Annotated in this window: 24 protein-coding genes; 18 read left to right on the plus strand and 6 right to left on the minus strand. The window is 41.4% G+C overall.

Annotation, left to right across the window (positions count from 1 at the left end):
* Positions 1-215 precede the first annotated feature (215 nt).
* Positions 216-674, minus strand: coding sequence for a DUF441 domain-containing protein (locus tag JZ787_RS13640; RefSeq protein WP_168159265.1), 459 nt, complete (start codon positions 672-674; stop codon positions 216-218).
* Between the two features lie 135 nt (positions 675-809).
* On the opposite strand from JZ787_RS13640, the gene JZ787_RS13645 reads away from it, so the two are divergent.
* Positions 810-1,544, plus strand: coding sequence for a pseudouridine synthase (locus tag JZ787_RS13645; protein ID WP_346312606.1), 735 nt, complete (start codon positions 810-812; stop codon positions 1,542-1,544).
* A 10-nt stretch (positions 1,545-1,554) separates the two neighbouring features.
* On the opposite strand, the gene JZ787_RS13650 is transcribed toward JZ787_RS13645, so the two are convergent.
* The 3 genes from JZ787_RS13650 to JZ787_RS13660 form a co-directional block, all read right to left on the minus strand.
* Positions 1,555-1,995, minus strand: coding sequence for a GNAT family N-acetyltransferase (locus tag JZ787_RS13650; RefSeq protein ID WP_151836481.1), 441 nt, complete (start codon positions 1,993-1,995; stop codon positions 1,555-1,557).
* A 93-nt stretch (positions 1,996-2,088) separates the two neighbouring features.
* On the minus strand, positions 2,089-2,424 hold the full coding sequence (locus tag JZ787_RS13655) for a type II toxin-antitoxin system RelB/DinJ family antitoxin (RefSeq protein ID WP_004984882.1): 336 nt from the start codon (positions 2,422-2,424) through the stop codon (positions 2,089-2,091).
* Between the two features lie 112 nt (positions 2,425-2,536).
* Positions 2,537-3,451 carry a pseudouridine synthase gene (locus JZ787_RS13660; protein WP_346312607.1) on the minus strand — a complete coding sequence of 305 codons (915 nt, stop codon included), beginning with the start codon at positions 3,449-3,451 and terminating at the stop codon, positions 2,537-2,539.
* Between the two features lie 121 nt (positions 3,452-3,572).
* Here JZ787_RS13660 and tsaE point away from each other — a divergent pair, with 121 nt between their 5' ends.
* From tsaE to hfq, 4 genes are all read left to right on the plus strand, one after another.
* Positions 3,573-4,049, plus strand: a complete 477-nt coding sequence (gene tsaE, locus JZ787_RS13665; RefSeq protein WP_026056383.1) for a tRNA (adenosine(37)-N6)-threonylcarbamoyltransferase complex ATPase subunit type 1 TsaE — start codon at positions 3,573-3,575, stop codon at positions 4,047-4,049.
* The gene (mutL, locus tag JZ787_RS13670; RefSeq protein WP_346312608.1) at positions 4,042-5,982 is read left to right on the plus strand and encodes a DNA mismatch repair endonuclease MutL; all 1,941 of its coding nucleotides are present in this window, start codon (positions 4,042-4,044) and stop codon (positions 5,980-5,982) included. Before tsaE ends, mutL begins: the two co-directional genes overlap by 8 nt.
* A 6-nt stretch (positions 5,983-5,988) precedes the next feature.
* A complete protein-coding gene (gene miaA / locus JZ787_RS13675; protein WP_346312609.1) occupies positions 5,989-6,933 on the plus strand; it encodes a tRNA (adenosine(37)-N6)-dimethylallyltransferase MiaA in 945 nt (314 codons plus the stop codon).
* Positions 6,934-7,026: 93 nt separating this feature from the next.
* Positions 7,027-7,542, plus strand: a complete 516-nt coding sequence (gene hfq / locus JZ787_RS13680; protein ID WP_058869749.1) for an RNA chaperone Hfq — start codon at positions 7,027-7,029, stop codon at positions 7,540-7,542.
* 117 nt (positions 7,543-7,659) lie between these two features.
* On the opposite strand, the gene JZ787_RS13685 is transcribed toward hfq, so the two are convergent.
* Both JZ787_RS13685 and lptD read right to left on the minus strand, forming a co-directional pair.
* Complete coding sequence (locus JZ787_RS13685; protein ID WP_346312610.1) at positions 7,660-8,964, minus strand: peptidylprolyl isomerase; 1,305 nt, start codon at positions 8,962-8,964, stop codon at positions 7,660-7,662.
* Complete coding sequence (gene lptD, locus JZ787_RS13690; protein ID WP_346312611.1) at positions 8,964-11,423, minus strand: LPS assembly protein LptD; 2,460 nt, start codon at positions 11,421-11,423, stop codon at positions 8,964-8,966. Before lptD ends, JZ787_RS13685 begins: the two co-directional genes overlap by 1 nt.
* 121 nt (positions 11,424-11,544) lie before the next feature.
* Here lptD and JZ787_RS13695 point away from each other — a divergent pair, with 121 nt between their 5' ends.
* The 13 genes from JZ787_RS13695 to JZ787_RS13755 all read left to right on the plus strand — a co-directional run bounded on the left by JZ787_RS13695 (position 11,545) and on the right by JZ787_RS13755 (position 22,440).
* Positions 11,545-12,561, plus strand: a complete 1,017-nt coding sequence (locus tag JZ787_RS13695; protein WP_346312612.1) for a phosphotransferase — start codon at positions 11,545-11,547, stop codon at positions 12,559-12,561.
* Positions 12,558-13,247: an N-acetylmuramate alpha-1-phosphate uridylyltransferase MurU gene (murU, locus tag JZ787_RS13700; RefSeq protein WP_004984863.1), complete on the plus strand. Its 690-nt coding sequence runs from the start codon at positions 12,558-12,560 to the stop codon at positions 13,245-13,247. Before JZ787_RS13695 ends, murU begins: the two co-directional genes overlap by 4 nt.
* A gap of 84 nt (positions 13,248-13,331) precedes the next feature.
* Entirely contained in the window at positions 13,332-13,964 is a 633-nt protein-coding gene (rsmG, locus tag JZ787_RS13705; RefSeq protein WP_004984861.1) for a 16S rRNA (guanine(527)-N(7))-methyltransferase RsmG, read from the plus strand.
* Positions 13,965-13,989: 25 nt separating this feature from the next.
* Complete coding sequence (locus tag JZ787_RS13710) at positions 13,990-14,772, plus strand: ParA family protein (RefSeq protein ID WP_004696827.1); 783 nt, start codon at positions 13,990-13,992, stop codon at positions 14,770-14,772.
* Positions 14,769-15,656: a ParB/RepB/Spo0J family partition protein gene (locus tag JZ787_RS13715; RefSeq protein WP_004696828.1), complete on the plus strand. Its 888-nt coding sequence runs from the start codon at positions 14,769-14,771 to the stop codon at positions 15,654-15,656. The genes JZ787_RS13710 and JZ787_RS13715 overlap by 4 nt, the downstream gene beginning before the upstream one ends.
* A gap of 35 nt (positions 15,657-15,691) precedes the next feature.
* The gene (locus JZ787_RS13720; RefSeq protein WP_148825940.1) at positions 15,692-16,345 is read left to right on the plus strand and encodes a MotA/TolQ/ExbB proton channel family protein; all 654 of its coding nucleotides are present in this window, start codon (positions 15,692-15,694) and stop codon (positions 16,343-16,345) included.
* A gap of 8 nt (positions 16,346-16,353) precedes the next feature.
* Positions 16,354-16,776 (plus strand): biopolymer transporter ExbD, encoded by a 423-nt coding sequence (locus JZ787_RS13725; RefSeq protein WP_004696832.1) that lies wholly within the window; start codon positions 16,354-16,356, stop codon positions 16,774-16,776.
* On the plus strand, positions 16,776-18,503 hold the full coding sequence (gene msbA, locus JZ787_RS13730) for a lipid A export permease/ATP-binding protein MsbA (RefSeq protein ID WP_346312613.1): 1,728 nt from the start codon (positions 16,776-16,778) through the stop codon (positions 18,501-18,503). Before JZ787_RS13725 ends, msbA begins: the two co-directional genes overlap by 1 nt.
* Before the next feature lie 3 nt (positions 18,504-18,506).
* Positions 18,507-19,511, plus strand: coding sequence for a tetraacyldisaccharide 4'-kinase (gene lpxK, locus JZ787_RS13735; protein ID WP_234964282.1), 1,005 nt, complete (start codon positions 18,507-18,509; stop codon positions 19,509-19,511).
* 8 nt (positions 19,512-19,519) lie between these two features.
* On the plus strand, positions 19,520-20,281 hold the full coding sequence (kdsB, locus tag JZ787_RS13740; protein WP_058869741.1) for a 3-deoxy-manno-octulosonate cytidylyltransferase: 762 nt from the start codon (positions 19,520-19,522) through the stop codon (positions 20,279-20,281).
* Positions 20,282-20,300: 19 nt separating this feature from the next.
* Positions 20,301-21,284 (plus strand): DNA polymerase III subunit delta', encoded by a 984-nt coding sequence (locus JZ787_RS13745; protein WP_058869740.1) that lies wholly within the window; start codon positions 20,301-20,303, stop codon positions 21,282-21,284.
* 14 nt (positions 21,285-21,298) lie between these two features.
* Positions 21,299-21,640, plus strand: coding sequence for a PilZ domain-containing protein (locus JZ787_RS13750; RefSeq protein ID WP_058869739.1), 342 nt, complete (start codon positions 21,299-21,301; stop codon positions 21,638-21,640).
* Between the two features lie 26 nt (positions 21,641-21,666).
* A complete protein-coding gene (locus JZ787_RS13755) occupies positions 21,667-22,440 on the plus strand; it encodes a TatD family hydrolase (RefSeq protein WP_346312614.1) in 774 nt (257 codons plus the stop codon).
* Positions 22,441-22,447 lie beyond the last annotated feature (7 nt).

Below are 22,447 nucleotides of genomic sequence, written 5' to 3' on the forward strand. Positions count from 1 at the left end.
GTATTATACGTTCTTTATCACATGAAAATTTGGTTGTTCGAAAAAGTTATAAGTGAACTAAGCAAGCGTAATATTCATATGAACTCTGAATGTTCTGCACGATGAATATTTATTCATAGCGCTATATTGAGTGGACATTCTATAAAAAGAAGTCAAATTTAAAGGCAGCAAATACAGATTAATCTGACCTAGTTTGAGAGTTTGGATTTGTTAGGCTAGGGCTGTCCTGTACCAATGATTAGGGTAAGTAACCCAGCCGCAATGAGTGGGCCGACTGGAACGCCACGTAGTAAAGCCACTCCTGCAACGGTTCCGACTAGTAAGCCTGCAACAACATCGGGTTGGTTTGACATCAGTTTTACGCCGCGCCCGCCTAGCCATGCAACCAAAACACCAATGGCGATAGCAAGTAACGATTTAACACTTAAAAAAGATTTAAAAATACTTTCACCGCTAATTCTACCACTTGCAATAGGCACTAAAACTGCAATGGTTAAAATGATAATCCCGATATTCAATCCATGTTGTTGAATTAGTGGAAAGTATTCATTCAGTGGTGTCATCCGCAAAATAATGAGGACTGCAGCAGCAATGGTTACCGCAGAATTGTGACTAAAAATACCGCAAGCCAGTAGGATCAGGAGGACGATCAGATTCAAATCTAAGTTCGGCATAGGGGAGAGACTGGTCAAAAAAACATGTGCATTGTAACGTTTTTTTAGCCACTCTGCTGAATGATCCGAGTCCTTTGATTGATGTTCCTGTATTTCAGTATAAAATGAGCCTTTATTTAAAAATGTGGTGTGCTGATGCTGTTGGAAAAAATGTTGCAGTCGCAAGGATTTGGTTCGCGAAAGCATTGCCAACAGTTGATTAAAAATGCAGCCATTGAAATTGATGGGCAGATCATTACTGACCCTAAACATAAACTCAAATTGGATGCGCTGCACTACAAGGTACACGGCAAGAGCTTTGAATACCGTGAAAAAGTTTATATTGCCTTGAACAAACCTCAAGGCTATGAATGTTCACATCAGGCGACGCATCATTTTAGTGTTTTTGATTTGTTTGATGATGTGCTCTTAAATCGTGGCATTCAATGTGTAGGTCGTCTAGATCAAGACACCACAGGTTTATTGTTACTCACCGATGATGGTCAGTTCTTACAAGCGCTGACACACCCTAAAAAACATGTGGCAAAAGTGTATCGGATGCAAACGGCCGACCCTGTTACAGATGAACAAGTCCAACAGCTGGAGCAAGGGGTGGAGCTGCGAAATGAAAAAGGGAGTTTTGCTGCAACAGATGTAAAACGCTTAGCCGAATGCGAACTGCAAATGACTGTGCATCAGGGGGTATATCATCAAGTGAAACGTATGCTTGCGGCAGTGGGAAATAAAGTTGAGAGTTTGCACCGTCAGCAAATTGGAGCACTCGACTTAACGGGTATACCAGATTTAGGCGAGGGGCGTTGGGCCTATCTAAATGTCGAACAAGTGGCTTTAGCCAAGACACGCAATGATCTTGAGAGTGAAGGTCTTTAGACGCTGAATACTATAGAAAGCAATGATAGGTCTTAAACTCATTATCCGCTACAAAGCCCATGGCTTCATATAAGCTGTGGGATTGATAATTATTTTTTTGCGTTTCAAGCGTAATACGAATGGCTTTTTCGTGTCGTGCAAACAAAATCGCGGTATCGATCAATTGTTTTGCTGAGCCATGGCGACGATGCGGTGGAGAAACATAAACATCATCTAAAATATAATAAGTTGCACAGGCCACAGAAGAGAAACCTAAATACAGCAGCACAAAACCTGTAATCACATCGTCTTTGACATGAATGAAGATGACGCTTTGTTCGTTTTCAAGGCGAAGTTTAAGGAACTTTTGGGAAAGTGTTAAGTTGGAAGATGCACCATAAAATTGGCGATATTCATCAAATAATACAGCAAGTTTTTCTAAGTCTTCTAAAGTGGCACGTCTAACGATCATGTATTACTCCATGCTGTATTTATAATGTTTACATGAAGCATACCTAAGTTTTGAAAGGGATATTTCTAAAATTTGTTTAGAAATGCAACACTGTTAAGTTTTGTCACTTTCTCCCAAGATTGCAGCTAATTCCTCAAATAGATCAATATGTTCATCATCTGCAAATAAATCATTGGTTGCAGTTGAGTCTGCACTGGTGATGTGTTCAACCGCTTTTTGTTCTTGCTTGAGTTTACGTAGTTTAATCAGTTGTTCAATATTGATGTTCTGGTTTTCGATTGAGAAAGGGATGGATTTGGTTAAAACCACTTGTTTGAAGAACAAACGAACGGCTTGCGCAGGCGTAATTCCCAGTTGTTTAAACACTGCAAAAGCTTGTTTCTTTTCTTGGGAATCGAGTCGAATTTGATAGACTTCTGTTTTTCTCATGATTTTTTAAATAATTTGAACGACTTAAGGGTAGAAGTTATTTTAATCAATTCCATTGTAATTTCAATATTCATACAATGGAATTTTAAATTATTTTGTAATGACAAGCAGATTACAATGTCAATTCAAGATTTGAGCTAAACTGCATAAGCTGTTGAGTTACTGGATCTTTAAATGAAAGATGCTTAGCTAATAGCTGTAAAGGCTGACTAAAATCATCGTCGGCTTTATGTACAACTTTAGGATAGAACGGATCATTTTTAATCGGGAGATCTAAGAAGTTGAGGTGTACACGCAGTTGATGCTGCTTGCCTGTCTCAGGTTTGAGCTCATATTTTGCCCATGTTGCATCATGCTCTAAAAGCATGATTTCAGTTTCACTGTTCGGTGCTTTGTCCAAAACCTGCATGGTGTAGAACGGCTCACCTTTTTGCATATGCAACTTTACAGTATGTGGAAAGTTGAGTTCGCGATGAAAAGGAGCAATTGCATGGTAGGTTTTTTGAACCTGTCGATCTGCAAACATCTGCTGATACATCCCTCGACTGTGAATGCATTTGGAAAACATCACTAAGCCAGCGGTTTCACGGTCAAGGCGGTGGATGGGCGTTAAATGCTCAATGCCTGTTTGTTTTTTCAGGCGCACCAATAGGGTTTGTTGAACGTATTGCCCCGTTGGACTGATGGTCAGAAAGTGCGGCTTATCCACCACTAAGAAATGATCGTTTTCAAACAAAATGTCATGCTGAAATGGCACTTCAATTTCATACGCTAAAAAGCGGTAATAAAACACATGCTGATTTTCAAGATATGCCGAATCTGTATGGAGTACATTACCTACAGCGTCATAGACCAAACCATCATGAAAGCGTTGCTGCCACTCAGTTGCTTCAATATGCGGAAATTGGTCAGATAAGTATGCCAATACGGTGTGTGGTGCTGGCTTTAATTTAGGCAGAAACACTTTACTTGCGCTCACGCCATTGAGCATGGGAGGGCAAAATTCAGCAGGTTTTATGTTGAGCATGATGTGCAGGCAATATCTAATCGGTTGGCGCAGTTAAATACGAGATTTCAAGCTTGTGGCTTGGGCATTTTGTGAGTCCAGTGCTATCATAATTGTTCTTTTGTCACTTGTCGTGAGTATTATGCAGTATTCATTTAATTTAACGCTCAATAATGAACAAGATACCCAAAATTTAGCGCAAATTTTGGCACAGCATTTTACGACGGGTGTAGTGTATTTAATTGGCGATTTGGGTGCAGGAAAAACCACGCTAACACGCCACTATTTACAGCATTTAGGCCATCAAGGTTCCGTGAAAAGCCCAACCTATACCTTGGTTGAACCTTACCAAGTCCAAGGACGTGATATTTTCCATTTTGACTTGTATCGTTTAAACGATCCGTATGAGTTGGAGCTAATGGGCATTCGTGACTATTTGGAAACGCCCAATGCATTGTTTTTGTTTGAATGGCCGTCTAAAGGGGGCGATGAGATCCCTGAGGCGGACTTAATTATTGATATTCAAAAATCGGAAGATGAACTGACACGGTCTGCTACCTTAAGTTTCCATTCAGTAGCATTATTACAAGCTTTAGAGAGCCAATTAAACAATGCGTGATGATTTAAAGATAAGCCGTATTCATACTTTGAATCCTGCTTTAGCCAACCAAATTGCAGCGGGTGAAGTCATTGAGCGTCCAGCGTCTGTGGTCAAAGAGTTACTTGAAAACTCGATTGATGCAGGTGCGACAGAGCTGATTATTCGGGTAGAGCAAGGCGGCAGTACTTTAATTGAAATCATGGACAATGGTCGAGGAATTCACGCTGAAGATCTCCCTTTGGCGGTGATGCGCCATGCGACCAGTAAAATCCAAACCGCTGAAGATTTACATGCAATTGTCAGTTTAGGCTTTCGTGGAGAGGCTTTGGCTTCTATTGCAGCGGTGTCGCGTTTAACCTTGACCAGTAGTCAAGCGGATGATGGAATTGGTTATCAAGTTGAAGTCAATGGAACTGCATTTGACCATCAAGAGATTCAGGCTGTAGCTGCACCGAAAGGTACGCATATTCGGGTACAAGATTTATTTTTTAATGTGCCTGCGCGTCGAAAATTTCTCAAAAAGCCTGGCACAGAGTTTGGTCATATTGAGGAAATTGTCCGACGTTTAGCGCTGACGCATTTCGATATTCGTTTTGTGCTTGAACATAATCAAAGCATCAAACTAAACTTGCCGATTGCAGATAGTGGTGAGCTACGTTTTCAGCGCGTACAGCAGTTGCTAGGGCGCGCATTTACTGAAAATGCTTATTGGATGGATGCGGATAGCATCAACATGCGTTTAACAGGTTGGTTGGGACATCCTTCGGATGCGCGGGCTCAGGCTGACTTGCAGTATGTTTATGTGAATGGTCGAATTGTTAAAGATAAAACCATCTCTCATGCGCTGCGTATGGCTTATGATGGTATTTTGCATGGACATCAGCATGCGGGTTATTTGCTTTTTCTGGAAGTCGACCCCGAAAATATTGATGTCAATGTACATCCGACCAAACATGAAATTCGCTTTTTAAATCAACGTGAAGTACATGAATTTGTACGTCACTATGCTAAAGAGACTTTATCGCAGTTTCAAACGGCAACCGCAGATTTATCTGATGCCATGAAGGTTGCAGAGAATCAAGCTTCGATGTCTGTGCAGCCTCGCTATCAAGAGCCTTTGCAGTTGCATCGTCATGTTGAGTCTGCACAAACTGGTGAGCAAGCCCCATCGGATGTGCTGACTGACTTTAGTTCAAATCAACCGCAAGGTGTCCATTATTCGGCGCAACCTTCACGCTATCAGGGCTCACAACAACTCAATAATGCCTTGCAAAGCTATTTAGCACCTCTACGTGATACCTCATCTGCTGTTGATCAAGCTCAGCCTTTGGCTGATTTTACAGTGCAAAGCCCTAAAGTCGATGAACATCCGTTGGGGATTGCAATTGCACAATTGCATGGTATTTATGTGCTGGCTCAAAATACAGAAGGGCTGATTATTGTTGATATGCATGCAGCGCATGAGCGTATTCTGCTACAGCAAATGAAGTCAGCGTGGGATAAACCAGAGTTTTGGACTTCTCAGCAGTTACTTATTCCCAAAGTGATTAATATCACACGAATGCAAGCGACACGCGTGGAAGAGCTCAAAGATCAATTGGCGCGTTTAGGTCTTGAAATTGATCAATATGGCGATGAGCAGGTCATTGTTCGTGGTGTGCCTGCGATTTTACATAAAGCCAACTTTGAGGCGCTGGTACCTGAATTACTTAACGATTTGGATCCAAATGATGAAGCACAGGGCTTACTGCAAAAGCGTGATCAAATTCTAGCGGGTATGGCCTGTCATGGTGCTGTTCGCGCGCATCGCATTTTAGGTCTTTCTGAAATGAATGCTTTGCTTCGTCAAATGGAACAAACTGAATTTGCCAGCCAATGTAACCATGGTCGCCCAACCTGGCGTGCGTTTCCATTGGCTCAACTAGATAAGCTTTTTGCTCGAGGAGAGTAGTTGTACATGTCAACTCAATTGCCGGTCATCAATTTAATGGGGCCAACTGCAAGTGGTAAAACTGCTTTGGCATGTCAGCTTTATGAGCAAGGAAATTTTGAACTGATATCTGTAGATTCAGCATTGGTCTTTAAGGATATGGATATTGGTACAGCAAAGCCGACCAAAGAAGAGTTACTGCAATATCCACATCACCTTATCGATATTATTAGCCCATTAGAAGTCTACTCGGCTGCAAACTTTGTTGAAGATGCATGTGGTCTAATTGATGATATGCATGCACGAGGTAAAACCCCGATTTTGGTGGGTGGAACCATGCTCTATTTCAAGGCACTTTTAGAAGGTCTTTCAAGCAATTTACCGAGCGCAGATTATGCTGTTCGTGCTGAAATAGAAGCCAAAGGTGAAAGTGAGGGTTGGTCTGCGGTCTATGCTGAATTATGTAGTGTGGATACACTGGCAGGCGAAAAATTTAAAGTGAGTGATAAACAACGGATTATTCGGGCTTTAGAAGTTTACAAATTGACAGGGCAGCCTATTACTAAACTTCAAGCTGAACAACCTAAAAACGTGCCTTATCGCTATAATTTTCATAATTATGCTTTGATGCCAGACCGTGCCGAATTGCACCAAAGAATTGCACAACGCTTGAAAATTATGTGGGACATCGGATTTTTGAATGAAGTGGAAGCACTTATGAAAAAATACGATTTAGATGAAAATTTACCCTCTATGCGCTCAGTTGGGTATCGACAAGCACTCGAATTTTTACAGAAAGGAGATAAAACTGTCGAAAAACAACGTGAAATGGAGGATAAAGCACTTTTTGCGACACGACAACTTGCCAAACGTCAATACACTTGGTTAAGATCTTTGCAAGAGGCACATAAATTTACAACGTATTCTACTATCACGCAGGCACAAGAAGACTTGCGAAACTGCTACGGATAAAGCAAAATTTAGCTACTATCTTTTTTATAATTTTTAATTGAAAAATAAAGATAGTTTTTTGCGCTGATTTTTAAATTTTTTTGGAGTTATAACATGTCTAAAGGTCAAACTTTGCAAGATCCGTTCTTAAATTCTCTCCGTAAAGAACGTATTCCTGTCTCTATCTTCCTTGTAAACGGTATTAAGTTACAAGGTCATATTGAATCTTTCGACCAATATGTTGTTTTATTAAAAAATACAGTAAGCCAAATGGTTTACAAGCATGCAATTTCTACAGTTGTTCCTGCACGTAACCCACGTCCTGCTGGTGCACCTGCTGGTGCTGGTCAACAAGGTAGCTTTGGCGGTCAACAAGGCGGCTTCGGCGGTCAACAAGGCGGCTTCGGCGGTCAACAAGGTGGCTTCGGTGGTCAACAAGGCGGCTTTGGTGGTCAACAAGGTGGCTTCGGTGGTCAAGGTGGCTTCGGTGGTCAAGGTGGCTTCGGTGGTCAAGGTGGCTTCGGTAGTCAAGGTGGCTTCGGTGGTCAAGGTGGCTTCGGTGGCCAATCGACTGGTTTTGATGGTGAATCAAAATTTGAAGATACTCAAGATGACGAAAATAATCGTTAATTGATTGTTTAAAAAAGCCTCTCACATGAGAGGCTTTTTTTATACCTAATTTTTAGTTTTCATCAAAGTGGAAAATAAAAAGACCAGCATAAATGCTGGTCTTTTATGTGTTCAAACTTATGACTTATTATTCTTACGGTCTAAGTTTGGATCTTTGATTTCGACAAAAGCTCTGTTGCGTGTTTCACGTAACCAGCTATCAAGCTCAGCATCAAATTGACGCTCACCTAAAATTTGACGTGCCATACGTTCTTGATATTCAGCAGTCATGTCTTGTTGACGTGTTTCAGTCACTTGAAGAATATGCCAGCCAAACTGGGTTTGGAAAGGTTTACTGGTTTGACCTACCGGTGTATTTTTCATGGTTTCTTCAAACTGAGGAACCATCACACCTGGGCTGACCCAACCCAAACTCCCGCCATCACGTGCTGAACCTGTGTCATTAGAGTAGGTGGAAGCCAAAACGGCAAAGTCTTCACCTTTTTGGACGCGGTTATACAAACTTTCGATCATTTGTTTAGCATTTTCAGGGCTAACCACTTCAGACGGTTGGATCAAAATATGGCGTGCTTTGTATTGAGGCACAATCGCTTTTTGCTCAGCCCCTTTGCGTTCAACTAATTTTAAAAGATGTACACCATCTCGTACTGTAATTAAATCTGTGGTTTGTCCCACTTGGAGTGGACTCACACGTGCTGCAAGCTCGCTAGGGATGTCAGAAAGTGCTCTAAAGCCCATATTTGCACCTTCAACTTTAGTGCCAGCAGTACTGAACTTTTTAGCGATTGCAGCGACATCGTTGTCGTTTGCTAGAACAGTTTTGACTTGCTTCGCCACAGTGTCAGCATTGTCACCTGAAACACGCACATGTAGCACATGCACTTGGTTTCCAAGTGCTGCTTGACCTTGTGGTGTATTTAAGAAGTTTTTAACGTCTTGGTCTGAAATCTGGATACGAGAGGTAACGATTTGCTGACGCAAACGATTGATGGCTAAATCTTCAGCAACGCGACTACGCAAAGAAGCATAGGTTCCTGGTGCCATTTTATCGAGCTTTTGTTGGAATGCTTCTAGGCTAGTGCTACCAGATTGTTTTGCAACATTTAAAACCGCTTCATTCAAGCTTTTTTCATCAGGTTGAATGTTGTAACGCTTCACTTGTTCAAGCTGAGTCTGACGAATAATCAGTTGCTCTAATGCTTGTTGTGCCAAATATTGCTCTGGTGGGACTTGTTTCTTTTGGCTCTCAAGTTGATGTTTGAGCTCAGCCATACTTGCTTCTAAGTCACTCTTCAAAATGACACTGTTATCGACAACAGCAACAACTTCATCCGACGCATGTACAAAAGTTGGAATAGCGGTTGCGAGAGCTAAAGCCAAAGCACTCGCTTTAAAAAATTGTTTGAACTGTTTTGTCTTCATTAACGGTCTGTCCAAGTCTGATTAATATTGTTAAAGCCTAGAATACGATTTTCTAGTAATGATGAAAGTTTACTGTTGAGTCCGCCTAAGCCTTTAAGTGTAATTTCGGCCATAATTGCACGTTTAGGTTCTACACCTGCAGCATTGACGTCATCCAAGTCGTTATAGTACTCGCGACCATAAACGGAGATCCCCCAACAGCAAGACTCGTAATTGACACCAAGGAGGTATTCACGAGCGACATTGTTGTCTAAGTCATATTGAGCATGGCCCATAATACGCCAGTTGTTATGGATCGGTTGTACGAAAGATGCAACCACTTGGTCGTAATGTTCTTGACGGTCTGCAATTTCTTTACGGTAGAAATAGCCAACGTTATAGAGATTGCCTTTATCGCCCGTAAAGTAAAGTTGTAAGTCGCGTTGCGCATTATCACCATTTGCCATCCATGCTGAGTTTGCACCGAGGGTAAAGTTTTGTGAGAGCTGACTAGATACGCTGACAATCGGACCAGAGTGATTTTCTCTGTCAAAGACGTCTGCTGTTTGGTCAAGCGTTACGCGGCGGTCTTCGAAATAATAGCTTTGGCCTACACTGGCTTTTAAGCGCTCTAGACCCACGGTATCAAATAAGCTATAGCTTAAGCCCAGTGACAAGAAGTTATTGTCTTCTAGACGGTCATGGCCATAGAAGCGATTTGCACTAAATAACTGATCATAGTTTATCGATGCTGTTGCAGAGTCAAAGTTTGGTGCGCCATCTTGATTTTTATAGGGTGCGTAGGCATAGAACATGCGTGGGCTTAACGTCTGTAAGAAAGTGCCTTCTTTTTCAAAAGTTAAACCTGCATCAAAAGTCACCTGTGGCACAACATAAGATTTGTCATTCGATGAGCGGTTGGTGTTGTCAAACTCATTGATGGTATCTTGATCGTAGAATGTGTTTACATTGCGAATAGATACTTCAGGAATGGCGAAAGCCCACGGTGTACGGTAGTTATAGCGTACAGAAAAGTCATTATAGACACGGGTGCCGCTTGGTTCAAAGCTATCGTTGGTATCGCCGTCGATAGTCCCAAAGTCCTTTTTAAAGTAAGCCGTATCGTTGTTGAACTCGTATTCTAAGCCCAGTGCATTACCCGCTTTATAGTTGAGTAAGAACTGTGGTAAACGCGCATACGGACGGTCAACGTAGGGTGTAGTTTCGTCTAGTGTTTGGAAGTCTTCAACTTTCAGTTGGGCTTTTAGACCAGGAATTCCATTCTTATAGTTTAACTCCCACGCACGACGAAGGTTTAAGTCTGTCTTGGTGTTTGGGTTGTTACTTAGGTCAGTAAAGTAGTCTTTGTCTGACGCATAGTTATATTCAAGGTTGGTTGAGAACTGTTCATTGATTTGCCAGTTATGTAAAAAGTGCAAATCTTTACGGTCTTCATCGTCATATTTTCGGTCACCAGCTAAGTACCCCCCCCAAATTTGACCTGAGCCAAAGTTTTCGGTCAAATAGCGAAACTCACCCTCAAACATTGGGCCGCGGTCGCTGATATAGCGTGGCGTAACGGTCGCATCGTAGTTAGGTGCTAAGTTGAGATAAACAGGCACTGCAAGCTCGACACCACCATCATTGGTGAAGCCAAAACTTGGTGTCAAAATACCGGTAGTACGACGGTCATCAATCGGGAAGTTGAAATAAGGAACTGCGAGAACGGGTACATCTTTAACATAAAGTTTTGTGCCGCGTGTTTCACCGCGGCCAGTTTCTTGATTTAACTTAATTTCGTCTGCTTGGATTTTCCATGTTGGCGATTGCTCTGGTGGGCAGGTGCTATAAGTTGCATTTTTTAGCGTGGTGGTCGTTTGTGACTCACGTAGGATTTGTTCAGCCCGCCCATGCGCATGTTGTTCTTCTGAAATATAGAAACTGTTTTTCAGATCGCCTTGTTGAGTTTTTAGGTTGTAATTGATTTGGTCGCTTTGCGCTAATAAACCACTTTGCGCCATTTGCACGCGTCCTTCAGCATTGGCAAAAGTCTGAGTCTGGTCAATGGTGATTTTATCGGCACGAATTTGACGACCTTCTTGATCAATCAGAACATTACCTTCAAGAACAGAGTCACCTTGTGGGTTGTAGTGACCATAGTCCGCTGTAATGGTGGATGTCGCATTGGCTGCGTCAGCGACTTTGGTTTCAGGGCTTACAGGGGTTAGCCATGTGCCTTGGCAATACGCGGAACTTAAGTAACGTCCTTGGCGCTGTTGAGCTTCAGGAGATGACTTATCGACATAGTATTGTTCGAAAAACTTTTGCCCAGGATAGCTTTCTTGTAGTGCTTGTTTTAGCGATTGTTGTTCATCTGAAATAGACGAGGTTGGTGTTGCAGCATAGCTTGTGATTGAGCTACCACAAAGAAGGGTAAATATCGCAGTCGCTAAAGGATTAAATTTAAACTGATGCTTCATGTGTCTCATTTACCAAGTATGCTTAAAACGCAATTAATTATTGTCGCATCATAGAGAAAAAGTTGATAAGTGGCTACACTTAGCACTTTAAAAACTCAGCCTGTATTAGAATTTATCGCAAATGAATACACAACGTGAACAATTGATACAAACATGGATTTCATCTGTACTTGGTTCAGATCAATTTGAAATTAACTTTTTAGCAGGCGATGCAAGTTTCCGTCGTTATGCACGAATCAAGTTGAATAATAAAACATTTATGCTGATGGATGCACCACCAGAAAAAGAAGATTGTGTGCCTTTTGTGACGATTGATGAATTTTTTGATACGAACGGTGTTCGTGTACCACATATTGTGGCGAAAGATTTGGAGCAAGGCTTCTTATTGCTTGAAGATTTTGGTGATGTGCTACTGTCAACGCAGCTCAATGACAAGACTGTCGATGTACATTATGAGCAAAGTTTTAAGCAGTTGATTCAATTGCAATCTATTGATGGTGAAGGTCATTTCCCAGCTTATTCTTATGAGAAGTTAATGACCGAAATGTCGCTATTGACAGATTGGTTATTGCCAAGTTTACAGATTCAACCTTCTGATGATGAGTCTGCGCTGATTAAACGTACATTTGCAATTTTAGCCAATGCTGCTTTGGCTCAGCCTCAAGTGATTGTACATCGTGATTTCCATAGTCGTAATCTCATGCTTTTGGCAGATGAACAAGAGCAGGGCGTAATTGACTTTCAGGATGCGGTGATAGGTGCAGATACTTATGATCTGATCTCAATTACACGTGATGCGTATATCCAGTGGAATCCTGAGCGCGTTTATCATTGGTTTAAAGTGTTTTATGACCTATTGCCAGCTTCTGCTAAAGAAGGGCGTGACTTTGAACAGTTTAAGCAAGACGCTGACCTGATGGCAATTCAACGTCATATTAAAATTTTAGGTATTTTTGTGCGTTTATTTGAACGTGATGGCAAATCAGGTTATCTGAAAGATTTGCCACGTGTGATGTGGTATTTACTTGAAGAAAGCAAACCTTATGCAGAACTACAACCTTTCATGCAATTTATTTGCGATAAAGTGATGCCGAAATTTGAAGCAAAATATGGCAAATATGAGGTTGTTGCAGCATGAAAGCAATGATTTTGGCAGCGGGACTTGGCAACCGCATGCGTCCTTTAACACTCTATAAACCGAAACCTCTGCTTGAAGTTGGTGGTAAACCACTGATCGTTTGGCATATTGAAAAACTCAAGCAAATTGGGGTCACAGAAATTGTGATTAATTCTGCCTGGTTGGCCGATGTGTTGATTGGTGCGCTTGGGGATGGTTCACAGTTTGGTGTGACTATTCGCTGGACGCGTGAAGAAGAGGGGCTTGAAACAGCGGGTGGTATTATTAATGCTCTGCCACTGCTGGGGACAGAACCGTTTATTTTAGTGAATGGTGACGTTTGGACCACTTTTGATTTTGCATCTTTACTTGATGTGCAATTGGACGCCGATTTTGCGCATCTGGTATTTGTACCCAACCCGACACAGCATCCCAAAGGCGACTTTATCTTAAATCAAGGGCGTGCTTATACCTTTGAACAAGAGCAGTCGGGTGAGGCGCTAACTTATAGTGGTGTTGCAGTTATACATCCACAGATGTTTGAGGGTTTAGAAGCAGGTAAACGTCCACTGGCTCCATTGTTAAAAGAAGCGATGTCTGCTGGAAAAATTTCTGCCGAGAAAATGCAAGCCGCATGGGTGGATGTTGGCACACCTGAGCGATTAAGTGATCTAGATCTACAGATTCGTCAAGGTATGTACGTTTAAGTGCATAATCACTAAGCGTTAGCTACTGTTCCACGGCTGAGAAATCGGTATACTTCAGTTTAATTTTATTGAGATGTCTTCTTTATGCATCCATTTTTTCAAGACTTAAAGCAAGGTAGTCAAAAGCTTGGCTTAGATTTGAGTGAAGAAGCATTAAATTTATTGCTGAAGTATCAAGACGCACTTGTGCTGTGGAACAAAGCTTACAATTTAACAGCGATTCGCGATCCTAAAGAAATGCTGGTGAAGCATTTATTAGATAGTTTAAGTATTTTAAAAGATTTGCCGAAAGGTCGTTTGCTGGATATTGGTACAGGCGGTGGTATGCCGGGCATGATTATTGCTCTATGCCAACCTGAGCGCCAATGTGTTTTGCTTGATTCCAATGGTAAAAAAATTCGTTTTTTAAAGCAATTTATTGCAGATTTAAAATTAACCAATGTAATTGCAGTTCAAACGCGTGTTGAAAATGAAGATAGCATCCATGATTTGGGTCAGTTTGATGTGATTACCAGTCGTGCATTTGCCTCTTTAACCGATTTTATCAATGCATCGAAGCCTTATATGCACCAAGACAGCATTATTGCGTCGATGAAAGGCTTGGTTCCGCATGACGAAGTTGAAGCGTTCAAAAACGAATTTAGTTGTGACATTATTGCGTTAAAAGTTCCACGTTTGGACGAACAACGACACTTACTTTTATTAAAACGTATCTAAAAAAATTCAAAGGATTGGGCGGGTCATGGCACAAATTATTGCGATTGCGAACCAAAAAGGTGGTGTAGGTAAAACCACAACCGCAGTAAATTTGGCTGCATCTTTAGCAGTACTTAAAAAGCGTGTTTTATTGGTCGATATGGACTCGCAAGGCAATGCGACCATGGGTTCAGGCATTCAAAAAAATGACCTACTGTATTCAGTGACCGATGTTTTACTGGGTGAAGTGCCTATAGAGACTGCGATTACCAAGGCGGAAGTGGGTTATAAGGTCTTGGGTGCAAACCGTGATTTGGCAGGCGTTGAACTTGCGATTGCTGAGCAAGAAGGGCGTGAGTTTATTCTGCGTGATGCGTTGCAAGAAATTGAACAAGCATATGACTACATCATTGTGGACTGTGCGCCAAGCTTAAGCTTGATCACGGTTAATGCGCTGGCAGCGGTGGATGGTGTGATGATTCCAATGCAGTGTGAATACTATGCTTTGGAAGGCTTGGCAGATTTAACACAGACCATTGATCGCATTCAACAAGCATTGAATCCTGAGTTAAAGATTATTGGTGTTCTACGCACCATGTATGATGCACGTAATGCACTGACACGTGATGTGTCTGAAGAATTAGAACAATACTTTGGCAAAAAACTCTATGACACGGTCATTCCACGTAATGTGCGTCTAGCTGAAGCACCTGCGCATGGTTTGCCTGTGATTTATTTTGAAAAAAGCTCGAAGGGCGCAGTTGCTTATTTACATTTAGCAGCTGAAATGATTAAGAAAAGCAAAGTGAAAAAAGGAAGTAACGCATGACCGTTAAGAAACGTGGACTAGCAAAAGGTCGTGGTTTAGATGCCTTACTCGGTTCCATTCAAAAAGAGAAATTACAACTTGAAGCACAAGCTCTTGATCACGGTCAGCTAAAACAAATTGATGTGCATTTATTGCAGCGTGGTGAATATCAGCCACGTCGTTTTATTAATGAGCAAGACTTACAAGAGTTAGCAGCATCGATTGAAAAACATGGTGTGATGCAGCCGATTGTGATTCGTCCAATTGATAATGAAAAGCATCCCTATGAAATTATTGCGGGTGAGCGTCGCTGGCGTGCGGCTCAACTTGCTGGCTTAACGCAAGTCCCAGCCATTGTTCGTGATTTAACAGACCAAGTTGCAATTGCACTGGCGTTGATTGAGAACATCCAACGTCAAGACCTTAATCCGATTGATCAAGCGATGGCATTACAACGTTTTCATGAAGAGTTTGGTTTAAGTCATCAAGAAATTGCGGATACGGTAGGTAAAGCGCGTACCACAGTCAGTAATTTGCTGCGTTTATTAAGTCTAGCTGAGCAAGTTAAAGACTTTATGCAGCAGGGGTTATTGGATATGGGACATGCTCGTGCCATTTTGACTTTGAAAGGGAAAGATCAACTGAAAGTCGCAGAATTGGTGATAGAGAAAAGTTTATCCGTTCGCCAAACTGAACAATATGTTCGTGATCTCAATGCGCCGAAACAAGAAAAATCGAAAACGGAAATTGCACCAGATCTTCAACAATTGACACAGCGCTTAACAGATCGTTTTAGTGCAAATGTCAAAATTGATCATAATAAACAAGGGAAAGGCAAGCTCACGATTCATTATCATTCACTAGATGAGTTGGATGGTATTTTGAATATTTGCTTAGCTGAATAATTTTATTTTCTATTTTAAATACTTGGGGAAGTGTTATGTGGGAATTGGTAAAAGCAGGTGGATGGCTTATGCTGCCCCTTGTACTCTGTTCGATCTTTACTGTTGCGATTAGCTTAGAGCGTTTTATTCGCTTAAAGAAATCCGCTATTTTACCGAAAGATTTGCTATTAAACCCAGCGCAAAGCGTACAAATGGTTTTGCCTAAACTTAAACAAAATCAGGATTTACAGGCAACGACATTGGGTCGTATTTTGGAAGCTGGTTACCAAAGTAAGGCACAAGGTGAACAGTTTGCACGTGCGCAGATGGAAGCAACGGCTTCTCAGGAAATTGGTTATCTTGAAAAAAATATCAATTTTTTGGGAACATTGAGCGCTGTCGCGCCTCTTTTGGGGTTGTTGGGAACGGTACTGGGGATTATTGAGTCATTTTTAATGATTGATATTGGTAATAGCAGTAATCCAACACTGATGATTCCAGGGATTTCTAAAGCGCTGATTACAACTGCGGCAGGAATGTTCATTGCGATTCCCGCATTATTTGCTTATCGTTATTTTCAGCGTTTGGTTCAAGAGTATGTTGCTGAATTAGAACAGCAATCGACTTTATTTCATGCGGCTTTATTTTATAAGCAAACAGAAACTGTGCTTGAAAACCATGATGATGTTGTTGTGAAACAAGCGAGCTAAGGTGAAGTATGAAATTCAAACGTTCACAAGTTGAAGATGTTCATATTAACCTTACACCAATGATTGATTGCTTATTATTTATTTTGGTGTTTTTATTGCTGACCACTACATTCAATCAATTTAGTCGTATGAATTTAACCTTGCCTGATGCGCAAGGGGTTCCGCCGAAAACATTTGATCATAAAATCGAAGTGGTGGTAGATTCCACAGGGCATTATTCAATTAATGGTCAGTCTATCGCATCGAAAGATGTTTCAGAATTAAATACCGCAATTAAACAGATTTCCAATGACCGTCGTGATCTAATGTTTGTGATTGCTGCGGATGCAAAAGCAACCCATCAGGATGTGATCCGTGTGATGGATGTGGCCGGTCAGTTGGGATTTGTAAATATCAATATTAGTACCAAAGTGCCTTCTCGAGGTTATTAGTGAAACACGATTTTAAAGTTTATCTACGTCTACTGAGCTATTTAAAACCTTATTGGGGCGTAGCAATTCTTGTGGTGGTCGGTTTTGCTATAAATGCCGCGACAGAAGTTTCTGTTGCTAAATTACTTGAAAAAATTATTGAAGCGATTCAACACCGTGATCAAGGTTTTACAACCTTGTTCCCAATTTTGGTTGTTGTGGTAATGTTTTTCCGCGGGCTGGGTTTGTTCATGGGGGGGTATTTTACGGCTGTCATTTCTAGAAACCTGGTCTTTAATATTCGCCAAGAAGTTTTTGCAAAATTATTGCGTCTTCCTGCACAGTATTATCTGGATAATAACAGTGGTCATATCACTGCGAAGATCATGTTTAATGTGGAGCAGCTTACCGCTGCATCTTCAGAATCATTAAAAACTATTGTTCAACAAGGTCTAATCACCATTGCACTGTTGGGGTACCTGATTTATAGCAATTGGCGTCTGACCTTGTGTATTTTGATTTTTGCACCGTTGATTGGTTTACTTATCCGTAAAGCGGCAAAGCGCATGCGTAAGCTTTCTATTCAAGTCCAAGATACCATGGGTGATGTCAATCACGTGGTACAAGAGACGGTCAATGGTCACTTGGTGGTAAAAGGTTTTGGTGGACAGGCTTATGAACAACAACGCTTTAGAGATACATCTTTAGAGAATTTACGTCGTGGCCTGAAAATGGTGGTTGTGCAGCAGCTGAACAGTCCTGTTGTCCAATTAATCATGTCCATTGCCTTGAGCATCGTCATGTGGATCGCACTACGCCCAGAGATTTTACAAGACACGAGCGCAGGTCAATTTGTGGCTTACATTACTGCAGCGGGTATGTTGAGTAAGCCAATTAAAGCGTTGACTGACGTGAATGAAAAGATTCAACGGGGTATGGCGGCAGCACATTCAGTTTTTGAAATTTTAGATTTACCTGAAGAAAAAAATACTGGGGCTTTAACTCCTGTACTGAAAGGTAATATTGACTTTAAACATGTGAACTTGGTTTATGTGGATGGTTATCAAGCGCTGCATGATTTTAATCTAAGTGTCAAAGAAGGTGAGACGATTGCTTTAGTCGGGCGTTCTGGTGCTGGTAAAACGTCTCTAGTAAATTTACTGGTGCGTTTTCAAGATACGACCTCGGGTCAAATACTCTTTGATGGTATTGATATTCATGATATTGAAATCAATAGCCTGCGTACTCAAGTGGCAATGGTTAATCAGCAAGTGGTTTTATTTAATCGCACTGTACGTGACAATATTGCCTATGGTCAGCTTGAAAATGCCTCGGATGAAGAGGTTATTGCAGCGGCAAAAGCAGCTTATGCACATGACTTTATTATGGCTTTACCACAAGGCTACAATACCAAGTTAGGTGCACAAGGTCTCAATTTATCGGGTGGTCAACGCCAACGTATAGCTATTGCTCGTGCGATTTTGAAAAATGCGCCTGTACTGATATTAGATGAAGCTACCAGTGCGCTTGATAATGAATCTGAGTACTTTATTCAGCGTGCTTTTGATGCTGCAATGAGAGATCGTACCACGATCGTAATTGCGCATCGTCTATCTACCATTGAGAATGCGGACCGTATTGTGGTGATGGACAAAGGGCGTATAGTAGAGCAAGGTACGCATGCTGAACTTATTGCAAAGCAGGGTGCTTACTACCAACTCCATCAGCGTAATTTTGAGGAAAATTAAGTCATGTCAGGTGCGCAGTTTATTCAGGATGCTTGGAACTCACAGGCAAAGTGGTTAATTGTGCTTCGTCCGCTGTCTTGGTTATATCGAGGCGGTTTTCTTTTAAACCGTAAGTTGTATCGCTGTAATATTAAAAAAGCGTATACGGCTCCTGTGCCTGTCATGGTGATTGGTAATATTACCGTGGGTGGGAGTGGTAAAACCCCTCTGCTCATTCACTTGGTGAGTTATCTGCAAAGTAAGAATATTCGAGTGGGTGTGATCAGTCGTGGTTATGGTGCCAAAGGCCCATTTCCGACTATGGTAGATCTCAACTCATTGCCTGAAAATGTAGGTGATGAGCCAACTCTCATCGTGCAATCCACTGATGTACCGATGGCAGTGGGTCCAAATCGCCAAGAAAGTATTGAACTGCTTTTATCTCACTATCCCATTGATTTGATCATTAGCGATGATGGGCTTCAGCATTGGGCATTGAATCGCCAAATTGAATGGATTGTCCTAGATAATAATCGTGGACTAGGCAATGAAAAGTTATTGCCCGAAGGTTATTTACGAGAGCCAAAGTCTAGACTGGATCAAGGCATAGTGATCGAACATGCAGATCATCCTACACGTAGTATGCACATGCACTTAGAAGTTGCAGAGCCTTACTTGTTGAATAGTACTGAGGCAAAAGCTTTCAATTCGCAAGATGATTTTTATGCGGTCGTGGGGATAGGTTTTCCGCAACGCTTTTATCGTACTTTAGAGCGTATGGGAGTGCAGCAGTTCCAGTGTCATGAGTTTGCTGATCATTATGAATATGAGTTAGAGGATTTGGTCTTTGATGATGCCAATCCCATCATTACCACTGAAAAAGATGCAGTGAAAATTTTAGCGCTGCTAAAACAAAACCCTAGTTTTGCCCGCGATATTTGGGTTGTTCCTGTCGATGCAGTGTTATCGACGGCGTGTTATGACACCTTACATCAACAGCTCGTCGCTGTAGGTATTGAAATTTCTTAAGGTCTTTTATGAAGCATATTGTTATTCCTGCGCGTTTCGCAAGCACACGTTTATCTGGAAAACCACTCCTTAAAATTCATGGCCGTGAAATGATTTTACGGGTCGTTGATCAGGCGAAGAAAGTGGAAGGTTTTGATGATCTCTGCGTCGCAACGGATGATCAGCGAATTTATGATCTTTGCATGGCTGAAGGCGTGGATGTAGTGTTGACCTCAGCGGATCATCCTTCGGGAACAGACCGCCTAAGTGAGGTGGCGAAAATTAAGGGTTGGGCCAGCGAAGATATCATTGTTAATGTTCAAGGTGATGAGCCGTTATTGCCAGCGGCTTTGGTCAAGCAAGTCGCGCAACTTTTAGAGTCACAAGCAGATTGTTCAATGTCGACCTTGTGTGAACCAATTCAGCATTTAGATGAATTTAAACGTGATAGCATTGTTAAAGTGGTGATGTCGAAGTACAAGCAAGCACTTTACTTTAGTCGTGCTACTATTCCATATGACCGAGATGCTGCAAAACAAGTGGAGCAAACGTTGCATGAACAAGCCTTCCGTCATTTGGGTTTGTATGCTTACCGCGTGAAATTACTTCAAGAATATGTGACATGGGATATGGGTACACTCGAAAAGCTCGAAAGCCTAGAGCAACTACGTGTTTTGGAAAATGGACATCGTATTGCCATTGATATCGCAGAAGCGAACTTGCCGCCAGGTGTGGATACACAAGAAGATTTAGATCGTTTAAATGCCATGGATGTGGCTCATTTTGCATAATAGAACTTAGGTTGTATACATGAAGCAAACGCTGCCTGAGCAAATTTATCCGTGGCATCAAAATGTTTGGGAAACTTTAACCACACGCTTTCCTAACATTGGTCATGGCTTATTGTTTTATGGTAAAAAAGGTTGTGGTAAAGAGACTTTTGCTGAGCAGTTTCTTGCTTGGGTCTTATGTGCTAAGCGGCAGCCAAATCATTTGGCCTGTGGGGAGTGTGGAAGTTGTCAGTGGTTAAAGGCGGATACACACCCCAATTATGTGCACATCACTACCGATGAAGACAATAAGAAACAAAATGCTAAGATCAAAATTGAGAAAATTCGTGATCTGCTGCCTTTTGTACAGCAAACGGTAGATGGTTGGCGCGTCATCATTATTGAACCAGCCGAAGCTTTAAATACAGCTTCAGCCAATGCTTTATTGAAAACGCTTGAAGAACCAGGTGATCGTGTTGTTATCATTTTATTGGCAGATCATTATTTAAAACTGCCTGCAACCATTCGCAGTCGTTTGCAACATTTTGCTTTGGATCGCATAAATGAACAGCAAGCAGAGCAATTTTTAAATCAGCATTTGTCCCATAGCGATTTGGCACAGCAACATTTGTTGATGAATTTGTCCAATCATATGCCGTTGCAGGCAATTACATTGTCCGAGAGTGAATGGATTCCTCAACGTGCTGAATTTTTAAAAGATTGGCAAAAGTTGGTGATGGATAAAAATATGCCGATGGTAATTGCTACCAAGTGGAATAAAGCGCTGACATTTAGTGATTTTAGTCAAATGTTTGAGTACTTGTTGTCAGATTTGATTTGTGTCAAGCTAAATCAGCAATTAAAAAACACTGACTTGGATTTCAGTGTGCTGGCAGAACGGTATTCACTTGAAACTTTGTTTTCAATTTATGCTGATTTGCAACAGTCAAAACAATATATTGAACAAAACGTACAAACTAATTTAGTGCTCGACCAATTGTGTATTCGGTTGATGGATGTTTAAAACAGGGGAATTTTATGCAACCACGTATGGGCGGAATCATTCAAGCCAATATTCCAGATAAAGCAACGTTATATGCAAGCTACATGCCTTTTGTAGTTGGTGGTGGTTTATTTATTCCATCCAAACAACCTGTAAAGATGGGAGAGGAGGTCTTTGTTTTGGCCACATTGCCAGAGCAAGCACAGAAAATTCCTCTAACAGGCAAAGTGATTTGGATTTCGCAAAAGCAAAATGGAATCAAACTCCAAGGATTTGGTATTCAACTTTCTGGGGAGAAAGGGGTTTATTACAAATCAGAAGCGGAAAAGTTGCTAGCAGGTCTTAAGTCTGAAGGGCGAACTAGTTACACTATGTAATTAAGTATATCAAGTAGGAAACGCCTGTGTTTGTAGATACGCACTGCCATTTAACCATGCTAGATTTAACGCCTTATGATGGGGATTTGGATTTAGCATTAGCGCAAGCACGTGCAGCGGGCGTTCACCGCTTTATGAGTATCTCAGTTGATCTTGATGATTATATTGAGCTAGCAAAAATTGCGGCACGGCATGACGATGTGGGCTATAGCGTCGGGGTACATCCTTGTGAAGATCCTGAAACCATGGCCCACGCGACCACAGACTATTTAATTGAGTTGGCACAGCCTGAAAAAGTTTGGGCAATTGGTGAGACTGGGCTCGACTATTTTCATAGTACAGATTTCATCGTTGAGCAAAAAGACTGTTTTGCACGACATATTCATGCTTCACAAGCCGTAAAAAAACCAGTTGTTGTGCATACCCGTTCTGCCAAGCACGATACTGTCGATATTATTCGTGCCGAAAAATCGACCCATGGAATTTTGCATTGTTTTACAGAAGACTGGGAAACGGCCAAAGCTGTCTTAGACTGCGGTTACTATGTGTCATTTTCAGGGATTGTATCTTTTAAAAATGCGCAAGACCTGCGTGATGTGGCGAAGCAAGTTCCTTTAGATCGCTTATTAATTGAGACGGATAGTCCTTATTTAGCACCGATGCCATATAGAGGTAAGTCGAATGAGCCAAAGTACGTTCCTTATGTAGCCAAAGCCTTGGCAGATGTATATGATAAGTCCTTAGAAGAGATGGCTTTCATTACAACACAGAACTTTGAAAACCTTCTCAACATGAAGTAAATAAATT

Source organism: Acinetobacter sp. BWR-L5 (genome assembly GCF_039655985.1).
Taxonomy (GTDB): domain Bacteria; phylum Pseudomonadota; class Gammaproteobacteria; order Pseudomonadales; family Moraxellaceae; genus Acinetobacter; species Acinetobacter johnsonii.